The organism is Mesorhizobium sp. M0626 (genome assembly GCF_040320665.1).
Lineage (GTDB): Bacteria > Pseudomonadota > Alphaproteobacteria > Rhizobiales > Rhizobiaceae > Mesorhizobium.
Genome location: NZ_JAMYQD010000016.1, coordinates 117,516 through 140,893, shown reverse-complemented (window position 1 = coordinate 140,893; position 23,378 = coordinate 117,516). Strand labels below are relative to the sequence as shown.

Sequence of the window (23,378 nt, the reverse complement as noted above, 5' to 3'; positions counted from 1 at the left end):
ACGGGATGCGAAGCGGCCAGGCTCCGCTCTCGACCACGGCTGGAATGGCCTGTTCGGAAGACAGCCGCGCGTTGCGGGTTGGAGGACAGTTCGGCAGCCCGTCATGTGCGGCAGCGGCTGGGGACGGTCACCGCACGGACATAGACGGGCTTAGAGCGGTCGCGGTGCTGGCTGTTTTGTTTTTCCACCTGAGATTCGCAGGTTTCTCCGGCGGCTTTGTCGGCGTCGATGTGTTTTTCGTAATCAGCGGCTTTTTGATCACCCGCATTGTGGCCACCGATGTGGAGGCAGGGCGTTTCAGTCTGGCGCATTTCTATTCGCGCCGGGCTCGCCGCCTGCTGCCGGCATTTTTCGCGACATTCTCCCTGTCATGCATCGCCGCGTTTCTTCTGCTTACGCCTCAACATCTGGAGACCTTCGCGAAATCGCTGATGGCATCGAGTTACGGCGTTTCGAACATCTTTTTCTGGCGCGAGTCCGGCTACTTTGATCTCGCCGCGCGGATGAAACCGCTCCTTCATACATGGTCACTCAGTGTGGAGTGGCAGTTTTATCTCGTCTGGCCGATGCTGCTTTCAGTTTTGCTTGCCGCATTCCCAGGACGAATGGTTTGGTCGATCATCACGATTGCCATTCTCAGTTTCTGGCTCATTGTCGCATTCCAGGACGGATCGTTTTGGCCGTTTGCGGGGACCCCGGCGGCGGACTGGATCGCCGACGGCCGTGCAACCGTGTTTTACAACACGCCATTTCGCGTGTTCGAGTTCGCCTGTGGCGCGGCGCTGGTCTGGCTTCCCAAGCCGCGACCTGTCCTTGTCCACGAGCTGCTCGCCTGGCTGGGCTTGGCCCTCATAGCGTTTGCAGTGTTCTCTTTCGACAGCCGTTCGGGCGCGCCCGCCTGGAACGTGCTTGCCCCTGCCACCGGCGCCGCGATGGTGTTGTCTGCGAACCGTTCGCGATTGGGAGGTTTCGCCTTGCGCAATCGCGCAGTCGGCTATCTTGGTCGCATCAGCTACTCGCTCTACCTCGTTCATTGGCCCCTGATCGTGTTTTGCGAATACGGTTTGCTTCGCCCCCTGCTTCCGACCGAAGCGCTCTTCGTCGGGCTTCTGGCCCTCGTCATGGCCATGTCGATGTTTCATTTCGTCGAGCAGCCTTTTCGCGCTGGCCATGGCTTGCTCCCCTCTTTTGGACTTGCCTTGACTGGCCTGCTCTCATGTTCCGTGGTCAGCTACGCGATGTCGGGCGGAATGCCGTGGCGTCTTCATTCCGTCGCGGGGAACGAACTTGCCAACAGCGCAGCCCTGAAGGCGATCACCGGCTCGTTGGCCTGCTTGGATTTCTGCGAGTTCGGCAACCTTCAAAGTCCAAAGAAGATACTCGTGGTCGGCGATTCGCACATCGACCAATACACGCGGGCGCTTCAAGAACTCGGCGGTCAAGAATTCCATTTCCTGCTGGCCGATGCCGGCAATTGCTATTTCGGAGCAGAGTTCCAGACCAGAACAAACGGCGCGGTCACGCGGCACTGCCGGAATGCTACCGACCAGGCGGCTCGCTGGTTGAAGGCCGGTGACATACTCGCCATTGTCCAAGCGCAGCGCTGGCCCGGATATCGCACTCTTCTCGAACGGAAAGTGGATGGTGCGCCTGTCGAGATGCCCGACCTGGCAAAACTGTATGCGACCATGCTTGGGGACTTAGCGAAACTCTATGCCGCTTTTCGCGGTCCGGTGATCCTGATCGGGCACACGCCGGACGCCAATGTGGTCTGCCATTTGAGACCGACTTACCTTTCCTTGCCCTGCCCGGTTCCCACCCGGGTGGAGAACGTCGCCTTCGACCAGGCATTCATGGTTTTCGCCAGCCATTCCAGCTTTCACCTGCTTGATCCCGGCGAAACCATCTGTTCGGCAAATGGCTGTGATGTGACGGACGGCGCAGGGCATAGCCTCTACCTGGATGAGAACCACTTCTCCATCTACGGGGCACGCCTTGTTGTTCCGAAAGTCATAGAGAGGCTTCGCGACGACTTATCCGTGGCGTCAAGGCAGACGTCGACACAATCGACCAAGCGATGATTGTGCCCAGGAGAGCAAGGCACAGCGCGCTGACTGAGAGCGGAACGGCGACTGCGTAGGTTCGTCCGTTTTGGCGAGGGTCGCTCGAATCCGTGGCCGAAAACAGCACCGCGTCCCGCCGGCGAAAAGTATATTCGCCCGGGCCAACAGCCGGCCATGCGTTCGGCGCCCATTCAACTTGGTGGAGCGGGGTCCCTTCTTCACGCAGGTCTGAAGCCTTCAACAGGGGATCGAGGACAAGGTTGTCAAATTGGAAAAGGCCAGGAAATTGCGAGCGTGGTAGCAGCGTCTCGTACCCGCCTCTTGCGGTAAACATGGTCTCGTTCTGCAGTCGTCCGGTAACAAGCGACGGTGTGATGAGCAATATCGCAATGCAGCCAGCCGCAAAGGCCATCACGCCTGCATTAGCTCCAAAAGCAAAGCTGCGATGCTCGCCTTTTTTTGCTGAGGAATGTGTTTCAGTAAATCCCCGCCGCTCGGCAAGCATCCCACCAATTCCTAGCGCGACCGGAAGAAAGAGAGAGGGCGTCAGCAAGAGGTCATGCGATGTCAGCATGACCCCCACGAGTGCGACACCAAGGGCCAGATCGCCGGCGCTGCGGACATACCAGAAAGCGGAAGCGACCAGGCCGATCGGGATCAACCAGCCGATGTGCCCAAAAGCAATTGCGAAAAGGACAAGGGTGTTGTGAGGCGCGAGAGCCTGCGCCACCTCAAGGCCGCGACCGAAGAAGCCGCCTTCTCTGTACGCGAGCAGGCCTCGCTCCAGAAAGAGTGCTCTTGCCGAGATCGAATTTCTCTTGCCCTCGTCCACGAGACGTTCGCCTAGCGCCTGGATCTTGGCAGCGTTTGTGGATTGGCCTGTCGCGGACGAAGGCAGGCCGCTGAACGGAGGCGCAGATGAGGCAGTGGCTCGCGCAGGATCGGCTTGCGGAGGGTCTGATCTGATCGAAGGTTCTGCCGTGGGCTGGTCAATCGTCGCAGCCGAACTTGATTCAGCCAGAGCTTGTTGAGACGACGGCGCAACCGGGTCTAAGGCGGACGACGCAACCTCATTATGTGACGAATCGACAGCATCCGCCGCCTCATCGAGCGCCTTTCCAACCGAGATCATCCCGGCGAAGGAGTTGCCGACGGAAACGCGAAAATAAACATTTGTGGCGAGCGCGACACCGATTGTCCCCAGCAGTATTAATGCGACGGCGAGCGGGCGACCCCAGCCCCTTGGATCGAGCCTTAAACGACGGTGACCCCGAAATTGCTGCCAAATATCAACGGCAAACGGCACCGCCACGGTGCCACAGGCTGCAAGAATGTTCGAGCGGGAAAGCGTGACGAGCAGAGCGGCGCTTACGAGAACAAGGAAAGTGGCACGCCATTTTGGCGCGACGGCGCGATAGCTCGCCGCGGCGCCAAGAAGCAGGCCGGCGGCTGCCACATTCGGATTGATCGCCAGGCCGGCGGCTCTGCCAAGCGTACTGGTGAAGCCGTTGGCAAAAAGAAGGTCGAGGAAGCAGACCACCGCATTGAGCGCCGTCACCGACGCACATAGACGCAGCACCATTGCGGGCGATGAGGCGAGCATGAGGACAATCGCCCCGCCGCCAAGGAAAAGGGTAATCAGGTAACACTTTGCGACGATGCCAAGTGGATGAAGCGCAACCGGGGCAACCGCCATCGCCCCGGCGATCGCGAGCAGGAGGATCGCGCCACGCACGTCCCGACGGATTGCAAGAACGGCAATCGAAACAATCAACACGCTGCCGTAGAGGGCATGGAAAACCAGTCTGGCGAACTCGTCCCGGCCCGTAAAGAACGGCAGAAAATAGGGCATGAACCACGACTGATAGATAACTATGGCAAATGCACACAGCCCGGCGACGACACATGGCAGGATGCTGCGCGGCGTAGACGCCGAATTCACCGGGCCTTGGAAGTGAGCAATCCCGCTCATTCACTTGCCCGCGAGGTAGAGGGTTTCATAAGCGTCCACCATAGCCCTTATGGAGTAGCGTTCGCGCATCGCCCGCTGACGAAATTTTCGGTCCACTGTCTGCTCGGGCAACCGCTCGAGAACGGCAAGCAGTCCGCGGGCCAGATCGGCAGGGTCACGAGGCTTCACCAGCACACAACCCGGCATCCCCGAAACTGCCTCCGGATTTCCACCGACATTGGTGGCCACCACTGGGAGGCCTGCGGTGAGTTTTTCCATCAGGGCGTTGCAAAAGCCTTCCTCGTGGGAGGCGATCACGCCGATGTCCATGCCGGCAAGCAGGCCTGGTACGTCGTCCTGAGCCCCGAGCAGCCGAACTGTCGATCCGACGCCAAGCCGCTGGGCTTGCTCTATCAGCGCCTGCCCAATACCTCGATCTTGTCCGGCGATGAACAACCTCAGCTCCGGCCGACTTTGGCTTGCGCTTGCGAAAGCGTCGATAAGATCTTTGTGTCCCTTATAGGGAATAAGATTGGCGACGATGACGACCCCGACATCGTCAGGTTCAAGACCAAGGCTGCGCCTGATCTCATCACGGCGATGGCTGATACCATCGAAACGGCTCAGATCGAGACCATTGGCAATCACGCGCACGCGGGCGAGATCATAGCCATCCCGGGCCGCCATGTCGGCCGCGACCGCATGCGAGTTAGCGACCACCACATGTGAAAACCGATTGGCGATTCGATCCATGCGCTTCAGCCGCGGCCATCGCTCCTGGTGGTTGCCGAGACCGCGCCTGGAGGTGATGACGAGTGGGGCCAGCGCAAACCGACCTGCCAACGCGCCCAGAAAGTTGGTCAATGGCAAAAAGGCGTGAACCACGCGTGGCCGGGTCAAAATGATGCGACCAACGAGCAAAGTGATCGCGGCGCCGAGCACCAGCATTGCCTTGACGCTCGGCCGCGTCTTGGGGGCAACGCTCGATTTTTCTTCCGCCCCCGCCGCTGTCAGTGATGCGGGCAAGGGATTGGGGCGATGAAGCCCGTAGGATATTCGGATACCGGCACGATTCAGCGTTTCCGCAAGAACACCGCCCGACGAGAGGGCAAAGACCTCGACCTGCCAGCCCCGCGCCTTCAACTCCTTGGCAAGCAGCACCAGTTGGCTTTCCGTGCCTCCGAGATCGAGCGTCCCGATAATGAAGAGCACGTTGCGACGGGTCCTTCTCAGGCGCGCGGTGGAAGGCGCGGCAACGCGCTGTCGGCTTTCAGCATTAGTCAACGCAAGGTCTTCTCGCAGCGTCGCTCACCCCTCCGTCTGTTCTCGCCCGTCCCGCTTCCACATAGCGTCCAGAGCCGGCAAGAAGAAGTCGTATTGCGCGTACAATCCACAAAAGGTCACTAGCCGGCAAGATCAGCTCCAGCCTGCCGCGCAGCAGACGGGCTGCGTCCTTCACGATGCCGCAGCATCATCCCGAACGTGGCAAGCACCATTCCGGTTGCCAGGAGGGCGAGTGGCGGTGCCCATTTGAGCCGCTCGAACTTTGCCTCGTATGCACGCACGCCGTCGAAGTCCTCTATGGTGCCAGCCGGTTGCCAAGCCCCACCATAAGCCGTCTTCAGCAGGGGCAACATCGGCGCGAATTGCGCGTAGTAGGTATCGATGATTGACGGCTCCCTCTGCACGTCCTCAAGCGAGCGAGGAACAAAGACGCCGTAGTCGGAATCCAGAATATTGCCGTTCGACACTACCACGGTGTGTTGGGGGACACTGTAGATCGTCGCCTCGATGCCTTGATCGGCAAGGATGGAATAGACGATTTTGGACACCTGGGAACAGAACCCATACCCCCGGGCAAGCCCTTTGCGGGGCGTTACAAACTCATAATTTTGCAGCGTTTCGCGATATTGCGGCCGGAAGCTGAGCATCCAGAGCAGGTAGTTGTCAAAAACGCTGATGCGCGTGTAGGACGTGTCGGTCGCCGCCCAGCTGTCGCCTACCGTCCAATAATGCACCATTCCACCCGCGACAGCCTTTGTCAGGCGCTCGAGATAGGCCTGCATGGGTTCGTCCGTAGCGCGGTAGAGGTCATCGACATCCACCACCTTCTGCTGGAATCCCAGCGGCCCTTCGGTTGCCTCGGCAGGTGGTGCCGGGTAAGCGCTGATCAATCCGAGCGGATAGGCCGAGACAAACAGCAGGAAAGCCGCCCCAACCCCTGCCGAGAAGAAGCCGAATGAGCACAGTAATGCAGCAGTTAAGCTTGGCCGCAACTTTTGATACCGAATCTCAAAGGCATCATTCATGGTCGAAGACTATCACCTCGTCGCGGCCGTGGCTTCTAGTCCATTGCGAGGAAATTTGTGGACGGACCACCTTCGGCGCTTCTGTGATAAATTGCCAGTCGACGTCGGTTGTGGCTTGTCGTGGCCCGCTGGACGTGTGCATTGGGCCCTCTGAATACGGACATCGATTTGGCGTTGAGCGGAAACCGAGACTCGGGCAGCACTTTCGACACAATGCGGCGCTTGTGGCGGCAGGTATCGCAGCGGCGGCAAAGGCAGTTTTTCGGCCTCCTTGTCCTGATGGTGTTCGGTGCTCTGGCGGAAGCGGCCACGCTTGGTGCCTTGCTGCCGTTTCTTGCGCGCATCGCCAATCCTGAGACGGTTGGCGGACAGTCGTTTCTGGCGCGTCAGCTTGCAGGCTTTCGGCTGACCGGCTCTTCTGACAGCCTGCTCGGGCTCACGGTTTTGTTTTCCGTAGTGGCCATCGTGGCCGGTGCCGTGCGTATACTCCTCACCTGGGCCACGAATTCATACGTCTTCTCGCTGGGACATGAGGTGGGCGTGACCGTCTATGACCGAGTGCTGCGCCAGCCCTACAACTACCACGTTTCGCGCAACTCCAGTTCGGTGTTGGCGGCGCTACGACAGGTACAAGCAATCACCGCTGGCGTGATGCTGCCACTGTTGCAATCAATCAGCGGCATAATCATCGGTGTCTTCGTCGTCGCAGCGCTTTTCATACTAAGTTCGATCATCACCTTCGTTATCTTCGCGGGCTTTGGTGCGGTGTATCTCGCCATGTCGCTTGTGATCCGAAAACACCTCAAGCAGAATGCGCGGATCATCGCTAGCGCGCAGGCCGAAGGCATTCGTTCTGTACAGGAGGGGCTGGGCGGTATCCGCGATGTCATTATCAACGACACACAGCCATATTTTCTTTCCCGCTACAGCGAACTCGACCTGCGCCTGCAACGCGCCAACGCAACGAACGCGCTTGCAGCCAGCGCTCCGCGTTTCGCGATTGAAGCCGCGGGTATGGTGATCATCGCGGCCCTCGCCTATTTCCTCATCATCCGATCCAACAATGCCGGCGAGGTACTGCCAATACTTGGAACATTCGTGCTGGGAGCCCAGCGTCTGCTGCCATCGATGCAGCTTGTATACGGCAATTGGGCGTTGATACTCAGCAATCTTGCCGGCGCCGAAGTTGTGCTCCAGGCGCTGGAAGCACCACTTGGCCCCGAATGGAACGAGCCTCCAGCCAGGCGCCTGCCATTCGAACAAGCGATCATACTCAAGGACGTGTCGTTTCGTTACGCCTCCGACCAGCCGCCGATACTCGAAGGCTTCAATCTCAAAATCCCGAAGGGGACCAAGGTCGGCTTCGTAGGCAAGACCGGCAGCGGCAAGAGCACGACGGTCGATCTGATCATGGGTTTGCTGGAACCGACCAGCGGAGCGATCGAGATCGACGGGCAGACGTTGGACGGCGCTACGCGACGTGCCTGGCAAAGACAGATCGCACATGTGCCACAAAGCATATTCCTGGCGGATGCGTCCATCGCAGACAATATCGCCTTCGGCATCGACCCTGCCAGGACCGACCACGAGCGCGTCCGCAGCGCGGCGCAGCAGGCCGCGTTGGCGGACTTCATAGAAAGCTTGCCGCAGGGCTACGAGACGCGTGTTGGCGAGCGCGGCGTCCGCCTGTCGGGAGGTCAACGCCAGCGAATAGGCATCGCGAGGGCTTTGTACAAACAGGCATCTGTGCTCGTCTTCGACGAGGCGACGAGCGCTCTCGACATGGAGACCGAGGCGGCAGTCATGGAGGCGATCCGAGAACTGCCCACCGATCTGACAATATTGATCATCGCACACCGTCTCACGACAGTTGAAAGTTGCGACGAGATCGTAACCCTTGAACACCGCCAGCCGCATATCTCGACGACAACCGGCGGACAGATCGCTTGAATGCATCGCGTGGACGGGTTCGGCAACGTGCCTGATCGGGCTGGCGCCGCCGGTGCAGCAAGGCCGCCACGTCAGTTCGGTTTGGATTGCACCTTGCCAGGGTTCTGGAAGAGAAATTCCGTGCAGGCTTCACCGGTGGATATCCTGACGATTTCGAAATCGAACCGTTGCTTCAAGAAGTCGATCACGGCCTGGTCGTCGGCGAACTCCATCGGCCACCCTCCCAGCCAGTCGCGGACGTCGGTCATGTAACTCATGCCGCGACCTTTTTTCTTCTCGCGAATCTGCTTCAGGAGCATTGGCAGCCGAAGTGGATTTCTGCCAAGGCCGAAACGCCAGATGTACCAGCATTCGATCCATCGCCTTTGACGAGGGTTGGCGGAATTGTACCGACGTTTCACATTGAGCCAGAATTGCGCGGAAGGCGTTACGACATTCGACGAATAGAGAGCGATGAAGAAAAGGCCGCCAGGCCCTACCCTTCGTGCAGCATTCTCAATTGCTTGCCACATGGCGCCAGTGTGATGGAGCACGCCCCATGAATAGACCAAGCTCCAAGTGCCCAGCGCCTCAAGATAGTCGGCATCGAGAACGTCACCTCGTTCGACGGCCCAGTTCGGCGGGTCCCCGGCCAATTTGCGAAGCCTGCCGGTGGTACTTACCGAAAGAGGATCAAAGTCGAAGGAATGTATCCGATCCGCCTTTGCGTCGAAGGCGGCAAGCGAGTGTAGCCCGCTGCCGCTGCCGATATCGAGAAAATCCATTCCTTCCAGGCTCTGCTTGCCGAGGAAGGACAGAAGCTTGTCGGCCGCCACCTGCCGACGTTCAGTCGAGTAGTGTTTGTCGACGAACGACGCCCAATTGGCTCCGAACTCGTACCGATTCGACGATGGGTTGCCTGTGAATGTCATCCTGCGGCTCGGACTCCCCCTTCGATGATGCCCATCATGTCAGCTGTAACTTTCTGAATATCATAGCGCTGTTCGGCAATCGATCGGCTGTTCTTGCCCATGGATACGGCTTCGTCGGGGTTGTCTATCAAGCGGATCATGGCTTCAGCCAACGATGTGGTGGCACCAACCGGAACCAGCAGCCCGTTGACCCCGGGCACGATTGGCGCCCGGCAACCCGGCGCATCCGTTGTGATCACCGGGCGCCCCATCGCCATGGCCTCCAGAACCGATCGCGACGTCCCCTCGCGATACGACGGAAGCACGAAGATACGCGTATCCGCGATGATGTGACGGACGTCCTCGACCGGGCCGTGATAACGGATGGCTCCGCCGGCGACTGCCTCCTCAACCTCCGATAATGGAAACCCCGAGGGGTTTGGATCCATATCTCCGACGAGGTGGAAACGGGCGTCAGGTCTGACAGCCCTAACCAGCGTCGCCGCACCCAGATATTCGGCGAGGCCTTTGTCACGCAGCAGGCGTGCAATCATCAGAAATCGCGGCTGATCGGGTAGTGGCGCGACTTTGAATCGGTCTAGATCGACTCCCGAGCCGTTGACGACATTAGCTTGGGTCCGCCCGAGCAGCCCAAGGCGACGGAAGTCGTTGCGGTCGTCGTCGTTCTGGAAGGTGACCGTGGTGGCAACCCGAAGGCTTGCGGCATAGAGGAGCCGAGCCACTGCGTTTACCATCCTCCAGCGTGGTGACTTGTGCCGGTCCGTGAAGGCGTAGCCGAGGCCGGTGACAAGTGCGTGCCGTCGCTGGATCCCGGCAAGCAACGCAGCCGGCATGCCGTAGACGATCGGCTTGATTGCACAGGTCAACACCACCTGAGGCTTGAGTTTTCTTAGCCGGTTGTGGAGACGAAAAGCCAACACCGTGTCGCCGAACGGAGCAATCCCGGCTCGTTCCATTGGCAATGGATGAAAGTGGACGCCGTTCTCGGCCAGCCAACGAATGGTCATGGCGTCGACCGGCGCCATGGCATGAACTTCGTACCCGGAATCGCGCAGCGCAAGAAGCAAGTGTCCCCTGGTGCTTGCGAGGGACGTTGGTTCGCTGACGATGACGACGATTCGTTTCATGCAGTCATTTCTTGGGAGATTGCTCGCGACCCATTCGACCCTTGTAGATTTTTGACACGCAAAACCCAATCATGGCGCATGTTATCCACAACATCGAGCAGATGCTTCGCCAAAAGTGTCTCAGAGTTGCTTTCGAGCGGAGACTTGCCCCTTGGCAACAGCGTGTCGTTGAATTGACGTAACGCCTACCATACAAGGACGTCGACTCACTACCTGAGGAAACCTGCCTATGTCCGAACGCATTGCTGTTATCGGCCTGGGATGGCACGCCTCGGTGAACCATCTTGTCTATGCGTCATCGAGCTCGATCTACGGCCCCAGCACGCGCATGCCGTTTGAGTGCCCGATTCGGCTGACCATTCGCTCAGCCTCTACGCCGCCATCAAGAAAGCAAACGAGCTGATGGCCCATACATACAGCCATCTGTTTGCACTGCCCACGACAGGATTACGCTTCTCCACCGTCTATGGTCCGTGGGGACGGCCAGACATGGCCCTGCTCATCTTCGCTGAGGCCATCGTCGCTGGCGAGCCGATCGACTTCTTCAACCATGGCAACATGCAGCGCGATTTCACTTATGTCGGCGATATTGTCGAAGGCATCGTCCGCGCCATGCGTCAGCCCGCGACACCCAACCCGCAGTGGGAAAGCGTCGCCGGATCCGGCGATCAGCAACGCGCCGTTCAGAATCCACAATATCGACGGCAGTTCGCCAGTTCAGCTGAACGGCTGATCGCGGTGCTGGAGAACGCGCTCCGACTAAAGGCGAACCGCAATCCCATGCCGCTGCAGCCGGGTGACGTGCCGGCAACTTTCGTCGAGGTCAGTTCGCTCGAGGAGGCGACGGGATCCAGGCCGGATTCCAATAGAGGTCGGAGTTCTCCGCTTTGCGAATGGTATCGGGAGTACTATCGGGTATGATCCGCAGAGGCGGTGCCACGCAAAAAGGACGACAGGTGGGCGACAAATGAACGTGCGCTATGATTTCGGCCGCAACTGGTCCGAGCTTGCCGCGCGTTTCGAGGCCGAACATCTGGACCGGGCGTGTGAGGATCTTGGTCGACTGGCGGGTGACCTCAACGGCATGACTTTTCTGGACATCGGCTGCGGCTCGGGGCTGCATTCAGCGGCCGCACTCCGGCTCGGCGCGGCGAAAGTCACAGCACTCGATTATGACGCGGATTGCGTGGAGACGACCAGGGCCGTCCTGTCCCGGTTTGCACCCGATGCCGATTGGACCGTTGAGCGGGCCGATATCCTTGACAGATCCTCGCTGCCCACCGGCACGTTCGATGTCGTCTATTCATGGGGGGTCCTCCACCATACCGGAGATATGTGGACAGCGATCGCCAATGCGGCTGGCTTGGTCGGCCGCTCTGGGCGACTGGGTATTGCGATCTATCTTAAGACGCCGCTGTGCGGACTATGGACGGTCGAAAAGAGGTTCTACGCCTCGCATCGATGGGTACGGCCGCCGATCAAGGCGGTCTTTGTCTCGGCTTATATGGTCGCAAGGACCCTGCGCCACCGGGACCCGATATCGTTTGTAAGGAACTACCGCGCGCGCCGAGGCATGGAATTTCTGGCGGATGTCGACGACTGGCTTGGCGGCTATCCCTATCAATCCGCGTTAGCCAGCGAGTTGGAGCGGACTGTGGAAAATCTTGGGTTTCGCACGGATCGGCGTTTCAATGTGCTGCCGGGAGTTGGCCTTTTCGGCACCGGCTGTGGTGAATGGTGTTTCGAGCGGATAGATTTATAGCCACCGGCTTCTTCCCAGTCTGGTGACGCGCGGATAACTTGGGCAAGCCGATATGGAGCTGTAACGGCGGATGTGCGGTATCGTCGGCATTGTGGGTGGAGCGGCTGCGACGAGCGGCGGCGGCCATACTGTGCGTCGGATGGCCGACAACATCCGACATCGTGGACCCGACGGCGACGGGGTCTGGAGCGACGCCGAGGCGGGCGTCGCGCTCAGCCAGCGCCGCCTTGCCATCATCGACCTGTCCTCGGCTGGCGCCCAGCCAATGATCTCTCACACAGGCCGCTATGTCATTGTCTTCAATGGCGAGATCTACAATCACGGCGAGATGCGGGCGCACCTTGACCAGCAATTTGGTGTACATGCGTGGCGTGGACATTCCGATACCGAGGTCCTCCTGGTCGCAATCGAAGAGCTAGGGACCAAAAAAGCACTCGAACTGGCCGCCGGTATGTTTGCTTTTGGCGTCTGGGACCGGCGTGAAAGAACTCTGGTTCTCGGTCGCGATCGCGTGGGTGAAAAGCCGCTCTACTACGGCCGTGTCGGCAAGGCCTTCGCGTTTGCCTCGGAACTCAGCGCCTTTCAACCTCTGCCGGACTGGCGCCCGGAGATAGACCGCAATGCGTTGGCGCTGATGATGCGCCACAACTACATCCCCGCGCCCTACAGCATCTATCAGAGCATACGGAAACTGAGACCCGGCCACTTACTCGTCCTCTCCGATCCTATGAATGAGCCGCGCGTCGAAAATTACTGGCGCGCCAGCGACGTCGCAGCGCAAGGCCGGCGCGAGCCTTTCCTGGGCAGCTCTGAAGAGGTGGTCGACGAGGTCGAGCGTCATCTGCGCCGCTCACTTGAAGGGCAGATGATCGCCGACGTGCCGCTTGGCGCCTTCCTATCTGGCGGCATCGATTCTTCCGCGGTCGTGGCAGTCATGCAGTCGATCAGTGCGCGGCCGGTGCGCACCTTCACAATCGGCTTCGAGGACGTCGGCTACAACGAGGCGCACCATGCCAAGCAAGTGGCGCGCCATCTCGGCACCGATCATACAGAGCTCTATCTCAACCAGCGCGACGCGCTCGACGTGGTGCCGCAACTGTCGGGCATCTATAGCGAGCCTTTCTCCGACTCCTCGCAAATCCCGACTTTCCTCGTCTCTAAACTGGCACGTGGCAGCGTTACCGTGGCGTTGTCGGGTGACGGCGGCGACGAGTTGTTCTCAGGCTACAACCGCTACGCGCTCGCCGATGCGTTCTGGAACAAGTTGTCCCGAATTCCGGTCGGTCTGCGCCGCGCGTCTGCTAGCCTGGCGACATTGCCGTCGGCCGGCCTCTACAACAACCTCGCGGGCGGGATCATGCCGCTCCTCCCGCAACGCCTGCGCCGCGAACGCGTCGGCGACATGATCCACAAAGCCGCGTCTGTGCTTTCGCTGCGGACCATGGACGATGTCTACCGTCGCCTGTGCTCGCACTGGGACCCGACCGAGATCATCTCGGATGCGGTCGAGCCGCCAACAATGCTGACCGGCCTGGAACCGTTGCCGGATTTGCCCGGTAGCGTCGAGCGGATGATGTACATCGATCTTATGAGCTATCTACCCGACGACATACTGGTGAAGGTCGATCGCGCCGCCATGGCCGTCAGTCTTGAAACACGTGTACCGTTTCTCGACCATCGACTCATAAGCTTCGTGCTGTCGCTACCGCTCTCAATTCTGCGCGCCGGCGGCCAGACCAAGTGGCCTCTGCGACAGCTGCTTTACAGGCATCTTCCAAAAGAGCTTGTCGAACGCCCCAAGATGGGCTTCGGCGTGCCCATTGATTCATGGTTGCGCGGCGCTTTGCGCGAATGGGCCGAGGAGTTGCTCGACGAGCGCCGGCTGCGCGAAGACGGATTCTTCCGGCCTGAAGCGATCCGGCGTGCCTGGTTCGAGCACCTCTCCGGGCACCAAAACAACCAATATCTACTCTGGGACGTGTTGATGTTCCAGTCCTGGCGGGGAGCGACCAAGGGATTTTCAAACGCGATCGCAGCGTGATGGGTGGTGAGCCCGGGCGGTTTAGTCTTTGCGGTGCCGCTCATGCCGTCGGAAGGGACGAGACGTTCGGCACTATCAGACGCGAAAGCGAGCAGCTATACGGGAGGGAGAGGGCGAACCGACGTGCGCCAGGGTCGTTCGAACCGACCCTCAGGGACCTGGAAGCCAACGAAGCAAAGGCATTGAACCCTGTTTAAATCGCTCCGTCGCCATTTCACGACTGACCAGGTCAACCAGTATTTCTCGATCGCCTGCTTCTTTTCGCCGCCGGTATTCGGTTCGGTGGTGAGCTTCGTCTTCCATGGCGGCGCGCTCTGGTCATTGGCGCTGCTGGCGGCCGGCCGGCGGCGCCTTAACATTGATCGGCCTATGCTTGCCATGACCACTGCCATCTATGCCTATTGCGCCGCCCAGATCCTGGCGTCGATCGTAAACGGGACGCTGCGGGCCGATGCCACTCATTTCTTGCCCCTGATGACCTTGCTGTTGTTCCCGATTTCCTATTCGACGTGGAGCATCATGGACAAGGAGAGCCTCGCACGCACTGCCGTTCGTGCCAGCGCCGCAGCATGTGTCGGGGCACTGGTGCTGGCCATCGTCCAATACCACTGGATTGGGATGCTGAGACCCGAAGGTGGGGCCGGAAACCCCATCGTGTTTGCCACGGTCACCTGCCTGGCCGTGATGATGTGTCTTACAGGTGCTCTGTCTGGGGTCGAGAAAGCGTGGAAGCCGCTCACGGCCGCCGCGCTTGCCGGTGTGGTGGCGACACTCTACTCGGGCTCGCGCATGGTCTGGGTGGCCTTGCTCATCGCGCTGGTAGCGGTGCTTGTGACCCATCGCGAAAGGGTCTTCCGATCAGACATGAAGCAGTTGCTGGTGATTGCCGGCGCATCGACATTGATCATCACGGCAATTACGTCTCCGATTGTCGCCGATCGCACACATGTCCTGTTCGAGGACTGGAATGCCCTCGCCGTCAACGGCGATTATACCACGCCGCTCGGGTTGCGGGTCGGGTTGTGGGACGTCGGGCTCGATGCCTTTCGCCAAGCGCCCGTTTTTGGTCACGGAATGGCCGCCGGCCGGATGCTTTCAAGGCAGGGGTTCAAACAGCGCTTTGGCGCCACCGAAGGCTTCAACCACTTTCACAACGGCTTCCTTACGGCTTTGGTGCAGGCCGGACTCGCAGGTGCGCTGACATTGGCTGCAATATTCGTCGTGACGATCCGGAATGCGACAAGAGTCCTGCGCATCAGTGCTGATCCGCTGGAACGTTTTGGCGCCACCATAATGGTGGTCACCGTCATAATATACGTTGCTGGAGGGATGACAGGCATCCTTGTCGGCCATGATATTCTCGACTCGACGCTGATGGTCTTGTTGGTTTCCGGAACATACTTGGCTTGCGGGCAGACAATTTCGCCCAAGGGTCAGTCAACGAAGCGTCTGCTTTTAGGGGGCGCGAAAAGGGAGCGAATCTCCCGCCCCACCATTTTTGATCGACGGAGAAAAAAGGTGCATCACGCCCAACACCGAAATATCTCGTGCCTGCGAGTGGTGAGAGCAGAAGCGCTCTCCCGCTAAGGATCTGCAATTTGGGCGAGCAATGGGCGACGGTGGCACCAGACGCGTGACCGCGATTTCGGGGCGTATCGAATGCTGAACGGCAGCTAAAAGGCCCCGGAGGTTCTCGAAGAGATCGGCAAGAAGCCACAGGCAAAGACCTGCGCGGCTATCGTCGGCATCACGGATGAAGGCGCCGAGATCATGGAAGAATACAAGGGCGCGCCTGCACTAGATGCCGGCCTTCTAGCTGATTCCCAAGCCCTCGAGCATTACGAGATTTCGCGCTTTTGCACGATGAACACATGGGCTTCCGAACTTGGCCGCGACGAAGCTGTGTCGCTCCTCAATCTGGCACTTGGAAAAGGCCACCGACGAGACTCTGACGCCGAGTCTACCGTTCTCTCAGGAGCCCTGGCGATCAATGCCGGGCTCCTTGTCCCAAGCTCTCGCGCTGCATTGGTGCGAAACCTTGCGCGGAGACGATATGGGAGTTCTCGAAAACACTTTTCGGGCTTGGTGAGAAAGAAGCCTGACGCGGCGCAGCGGCGACATGACGGAGGCGACCGGCGCCCGCCCGGCTATTGCCGTGCATTACAAAACGCCCAGACGTCCGGCCCTAAGGGGCTTAATCAAACGCTAGCGAAAAATTAATGATCCGAGGCAGTAACATGCCCGGCGGTTGTGTAGCTTCAGCCTGGCGGCTTGCTACAAATACGCGCGCGCAGTGCCCGTCGTCGTCAGAAGGATCGTGCACCCCCCGGACGCGTCGTCGATAAGCTGAGGATCGGAAGTTAATGACTTGCGGATTACGACGAGGAGTTCTGATAAGCATGTTTCAATTTCGCGCTTTTTCCCGCAAATTCGAGAGCGTAAGGAATTGAATCAGTCGTTGATTAATCAGGCGTTTTCGCCGGCCTGTCACGCCGGAGGTCGCGGGTTCGAGCCCCGTCACTCGCGCCATTTCTCCTCAGGAGAAATGTGACATAATCGTCTAGAATCATGGTCTTGCATGTGGAAATTCAGATCCGGTCGGATCTGAATTCGATCTCTCCCGCAACGACGTCACCCCTTGGCCAGCAGCGCCTCGACCTCCTGCAGCGTCGGCATGGATGGCGCCGTACCCGGCCGCGTCACCGAAATGCCGGCGACGGCGCAGGCGAAGCGGACGGCTTGCAGCGGCTCCACGCCTTTGGCGAGTGCGGCGGCCAGGCCGCCATTGAAGGCATCGCCCGCACCGGTAGTTTCGACCACTGCGCCGGCATTGACCACCGGGACATGGTCGGACCGAGCGGCCGTGTGCAGCAGCGCGCCTTTTTCGCCGAGCGTGATGATGACCGAGCCGACGCCGTTTTTGAGCAGGCTGTCGGCTGCGCGGCGAGCGTCGTCGATCGAAGAAACCTTGATGCCGGTCAGTTCCTCCGCCTCGGTTTCGTTGGGGGTCACATAGTCGCACAGCGTGTAGATGCGGTCCGGCAGCTTGGCCGCCGGCGCCGGATTGAGAATGGTGGTCACCCCTGCCCCGCGCGCGATCTCGAGTGCGCGCAGTGCCGCGTCGATCGGCTGTTCGAGCTGGGTGACGAAGACGCCGGCTCCACGGATCAGGCCGGCATTGGCCTCGATGTCTTCAGGCGAGATCAGCATCGCCGCACCCGGGCTGACGATGATGGCGTTGTTGCCGGTTGTCTCCTCGATGAAGATATAGGCCGCGCCGGTATAGCTTTGCGGCGTCTCGATGACGGCGGATTTGACGCTCGCCTCTGCCCAGGTCGCCTTGGCCATGTCGGCGAAAGCATCGACGCCAAGCCGGGTCAGGAAGGTGACGTCCGCGCCGAGCTTGCCTGCCGCCACCGCCTGGTTCGAGCCCTTGCCGCCCGGTCCCAGCTTGAAGGAATTACCAAGAATGGTTTCACCCATGCGCGGCTGTCGATCGGCGCGGTAGGCGGTGTCGGCGACGAAAACGCCCAGAATGACGACAGGTTTGCCCGACGCCATGGCCCTACTCGGCGTCCGGCGGCACGACGCCCTTGCGAAAGGCGAAGCAGCCATAGAAGCGGCGCTCGCCGGTCTGGATGACGCAATAGGCTTTCTTGGCGCGCTCGTAGAAGGCATAGCGCTCGACCGAGATCATCGGCCAGGCCTTGCCTTCCGCCTTGTCGATCTCCTTCTGCACCTCTTTTTGCACCGGCGGGATCTCGTCCGGCTTGCCGACGAGCTCCATGCGCGCGGCCGCATCGTCGACGAAAGTGTCCAGCGGATAGAGCGACAGCACCGCCTTGACCACATCGGCCGCCGAGGCGTCGATGTGCAGCAGCTTGCCGAGCACGGTCTGCTTTGCCACCGAATCGGCGGGGAAATTGGTGTCGGCGATGACCAGATCGTCGCCGTGTCCCATTGCCCTGAGCGCCTGGAGCACATCGGCATTGAGCAATGGGTTGATCCCTTTGAGCATGGCAGTCCTCGTCAAACAGGTTTGGTCAAAGTCGATTGGAAATCAGAGCCGGTTGCCGGTCTCGGCGTCGAAGAGATGGACCTGGTCGAGGCGCGGCTTGAGATTGAGCGTGTCGCCGGGCTTGAAGTCGTGGCGCTCGCGAAACAGCGCCACCATCTCGCCCTCGCCGAAACGCACGAAGACCAGCGTTTCGGAACCGGTCGGCTCGACCACCGAGATCTTTGCTGGCACGCCGTCGGCATGGATTTCGAGATGCTCGGGCCGCACGCCATAGACCACGGCCTGGCCCTCCTTGGCGGCGCTGCCGGCCGCGATCGGGAACAGCGTGCCCGCTATCTCGACCTTGTCGCCCTTGCGCACCACGCCCTTGAGCAGGTTCATCGACGGCGAGCCGATGAAGCCGGCGACAAACAGATTGGCCGGCCGGTCGAACAATTCCAATGGCGCGCCGACCTGCTCGATACGGCCATCGCGCATGACGACGATCTTGTCGGCCATGGTCATGGCCTCGATCTGGTCGTGGGTGACGTAGATGGTGGTGGTCTTCAGCCGCTGGTGCAGTTCCTTGATCTCGGTGCGCATCTGCACGCGCAGCTTGGCGTCGAGATTGGAGAGCGGCTCGTCGAACAGGAAGACCTGCGGATTGCGCACGATGGCGCGGCCCATGGCGACGCGCTGGCGCTGGCCGCCGGATAGCTGGCGCGGATAACGTTTCAGGTACGGATTGAGGTCGAGAATGTCGGCGGCGCGCTTGACCCGCTCGGCGACCACGGCTGGATCGGTCTTGCGCAGCTTCAGCGCAAACGCCATGTTCTGCTCCACCGTCTTGTGCGGATAGAGCGCGTAGTTCTGGAACACCATGGCGATGTCGCGCTTGGCCGGCGGCAGATTGTTGACGATGCGCTCGCCAATGGCGATCGTGCCGCCGGAGACGGTCTCCAGCCCGGCCACCATCCTGAGCAGCGTGGACTTGCCGCAGCCCGACGGGCCGACCAACACCACGAACTGGCCATCGGCGATATCGACGCTGACCTCGTGCAGGACCTTGACGGTTCCGAACGCCTTGGCCACATTGCTGATCGCGACTTGAGCCATCGTCCCCCCTTTTCTCGCGGTGAAGCTAGCCATTGCCAACGGCAAGGGCAAGTCGGTATGTTATCGATAAAAAGCCATTCGTGTTGACAAGGTAATCGATTACGCAAATATTAGCTGTTGCCAATCCGGCAGTCGGATTTTTATCCGAAAATCGGAGCTCCAGGCGACGCAGGGTGGGGTCCCACGTCCCCGTATGATAAAGGAGAACCGCCGACGTTTCGGCGTCGGAGGGATTGGCATTTTAATTCACGACTGTTGTTCTGGGAGGAATAGATGAGAGTCGGTCTGTACGAAAAACTCGTCCGCGCGGGTGCCACCCGGCGTGACATACTCAAGGGCGCGGCCTCGATGGCCGCGATCGCCGCCGCATCGGGCGCTGGGCTCGGCGCTTTCACCCGCCCGGCTGAAGCCGCCAGCGAGCTACGCTCCAAAATTCTTCAGATCCCCGGCGTCGGCAAGGGTCAGCCGACGGATGCCGATTTCCAGAAGGTCGGCGAACTCTGCCTGGAAGCCACCAAGGCCAACGTCAAGGAAGGCGAATTCGCCGGCGTCGAGCTCACCTTCATGGGCCTCAACAACCAGAACCTGCACAATGTGCTGTTCCGCGGCTTCCTGAAGCCGTGGGAGGCCTATACCGGCGCCAAGATCAGCTGGATCGACCTGGCGCAGGCCGACTACAATGCCCGCCTGCAGCAGTCGATCGCAACCGGCACCGTCGACTTCGACATCATCGAGATGGGCGCGCCCTTCGAAGGCGATGTCTGCGGCAAGGGCCTGACGTCCGAGATGCCCGACTGGGTCAAAGAGCAGATCGACATGAAGGATGTCGTGGCCTATCTGCAGCCGCCGGTCGGCACCTGGGACGGCAAGCAGTACCGGATCACCGTCGATGGCGATGCGCACAACTTCAATTACCGCACCGACGTTTTTGCCGATGCCGACCTCGCCAAGGCGTGGAAGGACGGCGGCGCGACCACCGAATGGGGTGTGCCGAAGACCTGGCAGGAAGTCCAGGCCGTCACAAAATTCCTCAAGGGCAAGAAGTTCAAGGACCAGGACGTCTTCGGCTATCTCGATGCGCCCAAGGCCTGGGGCGGTTTCGGCTTCTACTTCCTCGGCAGCCGCGCCACCGCCTATGCCAAGCATCCCGACGACAAGGCCTGGCTGTTCGATGCCGACACGATGAAGCCGCGCATCAACAATCCGGCCTGGGTGCGCGCCATCCAGGACGTCATCGACGCGCTGCCGTCGGAGCCCGCCGACCAGATCAACGCCGACCCGAACACGACAGCCTTCCAGCAGTTCCTGGCCGGCACCGGTTCGATGGTCACCTGGTGGGGCGACGTCGGCTCCAACGTCAAGACCAACGATAGCTCGGTCATCGGCGACGTCACCGGCTTCTCGATCCTGCCGGGGTCCGACGACGTCTACAATGCCAAGACCGGCGCTTGGGACAAACTCGCCAGCGGCCCGAACTATGCGCCGAACTGCGCCTATCTCGGCTGGGGCGTCTACGTCATGGCCCGCGTCGATACGGACGAAAAGAAGAAAAAAGCGGCATGGTCGGCCGCCGCTCATCTCGGCGGCAAGGACCTGTCGATCTGGACGGCGATGTATCCGTCCGGCTTCCAGCCCTACCGCAACTCGCATTTCGACATTCCCGAATGGGTGGCGGCAGGCTACGACGAGGCGTTCATCACCTCGTATCTGAAGTCGGAAGCCGACAGCTACAACCATCCGAACGCGGCGATCGAGCCGCGCATCCCCGGCATCTTCCAGTATTATTCGGCTGCCGAGGACATTCTGGCCAACACATTCGCCGGCAAGATGAAGGCGCAGGAAGGCGCCGACGCCATTGCCGCGGCCTGGGAGAAGCTGACCGACCAGATCGGCCGCGAAAACCAGATCAAGCTCTACAAGGCCTCGCTCGGCGTGTAGGCTGATCCTATCGTGACAACAGGTCCGGCGGTGCAAGCCGCCGGACCTGACCGGCTCGGGCCGGTCGCAGGCTTGATTTTTTAAACGGACGGGGACGCGTGGCAGACCAGACCACCAATGCATGGCCGGCCAACGCCGGCCCAGCCGATCTGATCTCGCCGGCCCGCAAGCGGGCGGGTTTTGCCCTGATGGCGGCCGCCACGCTTGGCCTGCTGGCGGTGATCGCGTTTGAGATCCTCTACAAGAACGAGATCACCACGCTCGGCTTCGAGACCTGGCGTCCGATCGTCTACGCCTATGTTCTGTGGGGCGTGGCGCTCGGCATCGGCCAGGTGCTGACGCGCGGCGAGGACGGCCAGCGCGCGCTGTTCCTGCTGCCGGCGCTGCTGTTCACCATCGCCATGGTGATCTTCCCGACGCTGTTCGGCTTCTATATCGCGCTGACCGACTGGAACCTGTCGTCCTTTTCCGGCCGCAAGTTCAACGGGCTCGACAATTTCTGGCAGATGCTGGCCGATCCCTACTACCGCAACGCGCTGTTCAACATGGTGCTTTATGTGCTCGCCGTGCTGGTCGAATATGTCATCGCTTTCGGCCTGGCGCTGCTGCTCAACGCGCAGATCCGGGCGCGCAAATTCTTCCGAGTCGTCTTCCTGATGCCGCTGATGCTGTCGCCGGTCGCGGTATCCTGGATGATCGGCAAATCGCTGATGGAATACCGTTTCGGGCCGGCGGCGACGCTGGCGCGCCATCTCGGCTGGGAGAACCCCGCCTTCTTCTCCAACCCGATCACCGCCCGCATCTCGATCATGGTGCTCGACGCCTGGACCTTCATCCCGTTCATGATGATCATGCTGCTTGCCGGCCTGCAGGCGATGTCGCGCGACGTGCTGGAGGCAGCGCGCGTCGACGGCGCCACGCCATGGCAGACTTTTTGGCAGGTCACCTTCCCGCTGATGCTGCCGGTGTCGGTGACGGCGGTGATCCTGCGCATCATCTTCAAGCTGAAGCTTGCCGACATCATCATCACCGTGACCTCCGGCGGGCCTGGCGGCGCCACGGATTCGGTGTCGAGCTTCATCTACCGCGAATACCGCGACCGCTCGAATGTCGGCTACGGCACCATGCTGGCGATGGCCTATCTCGTCATCATCGTCGTGTTCGTGACCTGGCTGTTGAAATTGGCCAATCGCTTCGTGCGCAACGTGAACTGACGAGGCACAATGAGCGTCCAGACCACCGACTATACTGCCTCGGAAATCCGCTCACCGCTAGGTTTTCTGGCCAATCGCATCTTCATCTATGGCGCGCTGGCGTTCTGGGCCTTCATCTGCCTGTTCCCGATCTACTGGACGATCACCACCTCGTTCAAGACTGCGGTCGACGTCACGCAAGGACACCTCATCCCGTTCGTCGACTTCCAACCGGACTGGAAGGGCTGGCGCTCGCTCGGCCTGTCGCCGGATTCGATCTTCCAGACCTCGACGGTGCGGGAGGAGTTTTTCAAGCGCTTCATGAATTCGGTCATCACCTCGGTCGGCGCATCGAGCCTCGCCATCGTCATCGGCAGCCTCGCCGCCTATGGGCTGACCCGGTACCGCTATCAGTTCGCCTGGTTCAAGAACGAGGACATCTCCTTCTTCTTCCTGTCGCAGCTGATCCTGCCGCCGGTGGTGCTCGCCCTGCCCTTCCTGGTGCTCTACCGCGAGGTCGGCCTGCTCGACACACGCATCGGCCTGATCCTGCTCTACACGCTCATGGTGCTGCCGATCGTCATCTGGATCATGCGCGACCAGTTCAATTCGATCCCTGTCGAACTGGAGGAGGCAGCGCTGGTCGACGGCCTGTCGATCTGGGGCGCCTTTTTCCGCATCGTCATGCCGATTGCGCTGCCGGGCATGGTCGCCGCCTTCATCCTGGCGATGGTGCTGTGCTGGAACGAGTACTTTTTTGCGGCACTCCTGACGTCGACCGACGCCAAGACCATTCCGGTGATGGTGGCGAGCCAGACCGGCTCGCAAGGCATCAACTGGTGGTCGATGGCGGCGCTTGCCACCGCCGCGATCGCACCGCTGGCGGTCATCGGGATTGCGCTTGAACGCTATCTGATCATGGGCATGACGGCGGGGGCGGTGAAGTAGGCGAGAGGCGGCGTGCCCCTCTACTGTTGACCTCGGCGGGACAGCACCCCCCTCTGGCCTGCCGGCCATCTC

At 60.5% G+C, this 23,378-nt stretch carries 18 protein-coding genes; 10 read left to right on the top strand and 8 right to left on the bottom strand.

Annotated elements, in window-relative coordinates; translation table 11 throughout:
• The first annotated feature begins 5 nt into the window (after positions 1-5).
• Positions 6-2,081: an acyltransferase family protein gene (locus tag NKI37_RS21435; protein ID WP_081726789.1), complete on the top strand. Its 2,076-nt coding sequence runs from the start codon at positions 6-8 to the stop codon at positions 2,079-2,081.
• Here the strand turns inward: NKI37_RS21435 and NKI37_RS21430 are convergent.
• The 3 genes from NKI37_RS21430 to NKI37_RS21420 form a co-directional block, all read right to left on the bottom strand.
• A complete protein-coding gene (locus NKI37_RS21430; protein WP_155923178.1) occupies positions 2,011-4,035 on the bottom strand; it encodes a hypothetical protein in 2,025 nt (674 codons plus the stop codon). The two genes, NKI37_RS21435 and NKI37_RS21430, sit on opposite strands and share 71 nt — an antisense overlap.
• Positions 4,036-5,298 carry a glycosyltransferase gene (locus NKI37_RS21425; RefSeq protein ID WP_081726790.1) on the bottom strand — a complete coding sequence of 421 codons (1,263 nt, stop codon included), beginning with the start codon at positions 5,296-5,298 and terminating at the stop codon, positions 4,036-4,038.
• 119 nt (positions 5,299-5,417) lie between these two features.
• Positions 5,418-6,323: a hypothetical protein gene (locus NKI37_RS21420; protein ID WP_023823239.1), complete on the bottom strand. Its 906-nt coding sequence runs from the start codon at positions 6,321-6,323 to the stop codon at positions 5,418-5,420.
• 141 nt (positions 6,324-6,464) lie between these two features.
• Here NKI37_RS21420 and NKI37_RS21415 point away from each other — a divergent pair, with 141 nt between their 5' ends.
• Positions 6,465-8,273 carry an ABC transporter ATP-binding protein gene (locus tag NKI37_RS21415; RefSeq protein WP_245260009.1) on the top strand — a complete coding sequence of 603 codons (1,809 nt, stop codon included), beginning with the start codon at positions 6,465-6,467 and terminating at the stop codon, positions 8,271-8,273.
• A gap of 71 nt (positions 8,274-8,344) precedes the next feature.
• Here the strand turns inward: NKI37_RS21415 and NKI37_RS21410 are convergent, their stop codons facing one another.
• Positions 8,345-9,184: a class I SAM-dependent methyltransferase gene (locus NKI37_RS21410; RefSeq protein WP_352787931.1), complete on the bottom strand. Its 840-nt coding sequence runs from the start codon at positions 9,182-9,184 to the stop codon at positions 8,345-8,347.
• Positions 9,181-10,311, bottom strand: coding sequence for a glycosyltransferase family 4 protein (locus NKI37_RS21405; protein ID WP_023823240.1), 1,131 nt, complete (start codon positions 10,309-10,311; stop codon positions 9,181-9,183). Before NKI37_RS21405 ends, NKI37_RS21410 begins: the two co-directional genes overlap by 4 nt.
• A gap of 402 nt (positions 10,312-10,713) precedes the next feature.
• Here NKI37_RS21405 and NKI37_RS21400 point away from each other — a divergent pair, with 402 nt between their 5' ends.
• The 5 genes from NKI37_RS21400 (at position 10,714) to NKI37_RS31970 (ending at position 16,334) form a co-directional block, all read left to right on the top strand.
• Positions 10,714-11,232, top strand: coding sequence for an NAD-dependent epimerase/dehydratase family protein (locus NKI37_RS21400; RefSeq protein ID WP_245260018.1), 519 nt, complete (start codon positions 10,714-10,716; stop codon positions 11,230-11,232).
• A gap of 46 nt (positions 11,233-11,278) precedes the next feature.
• A complete protein-coding gene (locus tag NKI37_RS21395) occupies positions 11,279-12,073 on the top strand; it encodes a class I SAM-dependent methyltransferase (protein ID WP_023734114.1) in 795 nt (264 codons plus the stop codon).
• Positions 12,074-12,143: 70 nt separating this feature from the next.
• A complete protein-coding gene (gene asnB, locus NKI37_RS21390; RefSeq protein ID WP_023734115.1) occupies positions 12,144-14,114 on the top strand; it encodes an asparagine synthase (glutamine-hydrolyzing) in 1,971 nt (656 codons plus the stop codon).
• Between the two features lie 285 nt (positions 14,115-14,399).
• On the top strand, positions 14,400-15,701 hold the full coding sequence (locus NKI37_RS21385) for an O-antigen ligase family protein (protein ID WP_352787934.1): 1,302 nt from the start codon (positions 14,400-14,402) through the stop codon (positions 15,699-15,701).
• A gap of 114 nt (positions 15,702-15,815) precedes the next feature.
• Complete coding sequence (locus tag NKI37_RS31970) at positions 15,816-16,334, top strand: YciE/YciF ferroxidase family protein (RefSeq protein WP_502897519.1); 519 nt, start codon at positions 15,816-15,818, stop codon at positions 16,332-16,334.
• 411 nt (positions 16,335-16,745) lie between these two features.
• Here the strand turns inward: NKI37_RS31970 and rbsK are convergent, their stop codons facing one another.
• The 3 genes from rbsK to NKI37_RS21365 are packed head-to-tail and all read right to left on the bottom strand — an operon-like array spanning position 16,746 to position 19,227.
• On the bottom strand, positions 16,746-17,675 hold the full coding sequence (rbsK, locus tag NKI37_RS21375) for a ribokinase (protein WP_352787937.1): 930 nt from the start codon (positions 17,673-17,675) through the stop codon (positions 16,746-16,748).
• A 4-nt stretch (positions 17,676-17,679) separates the two neighbouring features.
• On the bottom strand, positions 17,680-18,132 hold the full coding sequence (locus tag NKI37_RS21370) for an RbsD/FucU family protein (protein WP_352787940.1): 453 nt from the start codon (positions 18,130-18,132) through the stop codon (positions 17,680-17,682).
• A 42-nt stretch (positions 18,133-18,174) separates the two neighbouring features.
• Entirely contained in the window at positions 18,175-19,227 is a 1,053-nt protein-coding gene (locus NKI37_RS21365) for an ABC transporter ATP-binding protein (RefSeq protein ID WP_023711517.1), read from the bottom strand.
• 273 nt (positions 19,228-19,500) lie between these two features.
• Here NKI37_RS21365 and NKI37_RS21360 point away from each other — a divergent pair, with 273 nt between their 5' ends.
• The 3 genes from NKI37_RS21360 (at position 19,501) to NKI37_RS21350 (ending at position 23,306) form a co-directional block, all read left to right on the top strand.
• Entirely contained in the window at positions 19,501-21,165 is a 1,665-nt protein-coding gene (locus tag NKI37_RS21360) for an ABC transporter substrate-binding protein (RefSeq protein ID WP_023705031.1), read from the top strand.
• A 98-nt stretch (positions 21,166-21,263) separates the two neighbouring features.
• Positions 21,264-22,379, top strand: a complete 1,116-nt coding sequence (locus NKI37_RS21355; protein ID WP_352625287.1) for a carbohydrate ABC transporter permease — start codon at positions 21,264-21,266, stop codon at positions 22,377-22,379.
• Positions 22,380-22,388: 9 nt separating this feature from the next.
• Positions 22,389-23,306 carry a carbohydrate ABC transporter permease gene (locus NKI37_RS21350; RefSeq protein WP_023739336.1) on the top strand — a complete coding sequence of 306 codons (918 nt, stop codon included), beginning with the start codon at positions 22,389-22,391 and terminating at the stop codon, positions 23,304-23,306.
• Positions 23,307-23,378 lie beyond the last annotated feature (72 nt).

Excerpts from the sequence above, each read along its gene's own strand:
- NKI37_RS21365 (WP_023711517.1), bottom strand. The coding sequence starts at position 19,227 with ATGGCTCAAGTCGCGATCAGCAATGTGGCCAAGGCGTTCGGAACCGTC.
- NKI37_RS21420 (WP_023823239.1), bottom strand. The coding sequence starts at position 6,323 with ATGAATGATGCCTTTGAGATTCGGTATCAAAAGTTGCGGCCAAGCTTA.
- NKI37_RS21370 (WP_352787940.1), bottom strand. The coding sequence starts at position 18,132 with ATGCTCAAAGGGATCAACCCATTGCTCAATGCCGATGTGCTCCAGGCG.
- NKI37_RS21350 (WP_023739336.1), top strand. The coding sequence starts at position 22,389 with ATGAGCGTCCAGACCACCGACTATACTGCCTCGGAAATCCGCTCACCG.
- NKI37_RS21405 (WP_023823240.1), bottom strand. The coding sequence starts at position 10,311 with ATGAAACGAATCGTCGTCATCGTCAGCGAACCAACGTCCCTCGCAAGC.
- NKI37_RS21430 (WP_155923178.1), bottom strand. The coding sequence starts at position 4,035 with ATGAGCGGGATTGCTCACTTCCAAGGCCCGGTGAATTCGGCGTCTACG.
- asnB (WP_023734115.1), top strand. The coding sequence starts at position 12,144 with ATGTGCGGTATCGTCGGCATTGTGGGTGGAGCGGCTGCGACGAGCGGC.
- NKI37_RS21410 (WP_352787931.1), bottom strand. The coding sequence starts at position 9,184 with ATGACATTCACAGGCAACCCATCGTCGAATCGGTACGAGTTCGGAGCC.
- NKI37_RS21400 (WP_245260018.1), top strand. The coding sequence starts at position 10,714 with ATGGCCCATACATACAGCCATCTGTTTGCACTGCCCACGACAGGATTA.
- rbsK (WP_352787937.1), bottom strand. The coding sequence starts at position 17,675 with ATGGCGTCGGGCAAACCTGTCGTCATTCTGGGCGTTTTCGTCGCCGAC.
- NKI37_RS21360 (WP_023705031.1), top strand. The coding sequence starts at position 19,501 with ATGAGAGTCGGTCTGTACGAAAAACTCGTCCGCGCGGGTGCCACCCGG.
- NKI37_RS21395 (WP_023734114.1), top strand. The coding sequence starts at position 11,279 with ATGAACGTGCGCTATGATTTCGGCCGCAACTGGTCCGAGCTTGCCGCG.
- NKI37_RS21435 (WP_081726789.1), top strand. The coding sequence starts at position 6 with ATGCGAAGCGGCCAGGCTCCGCTCTCGACCACGGCTGGAATGGCCTGT.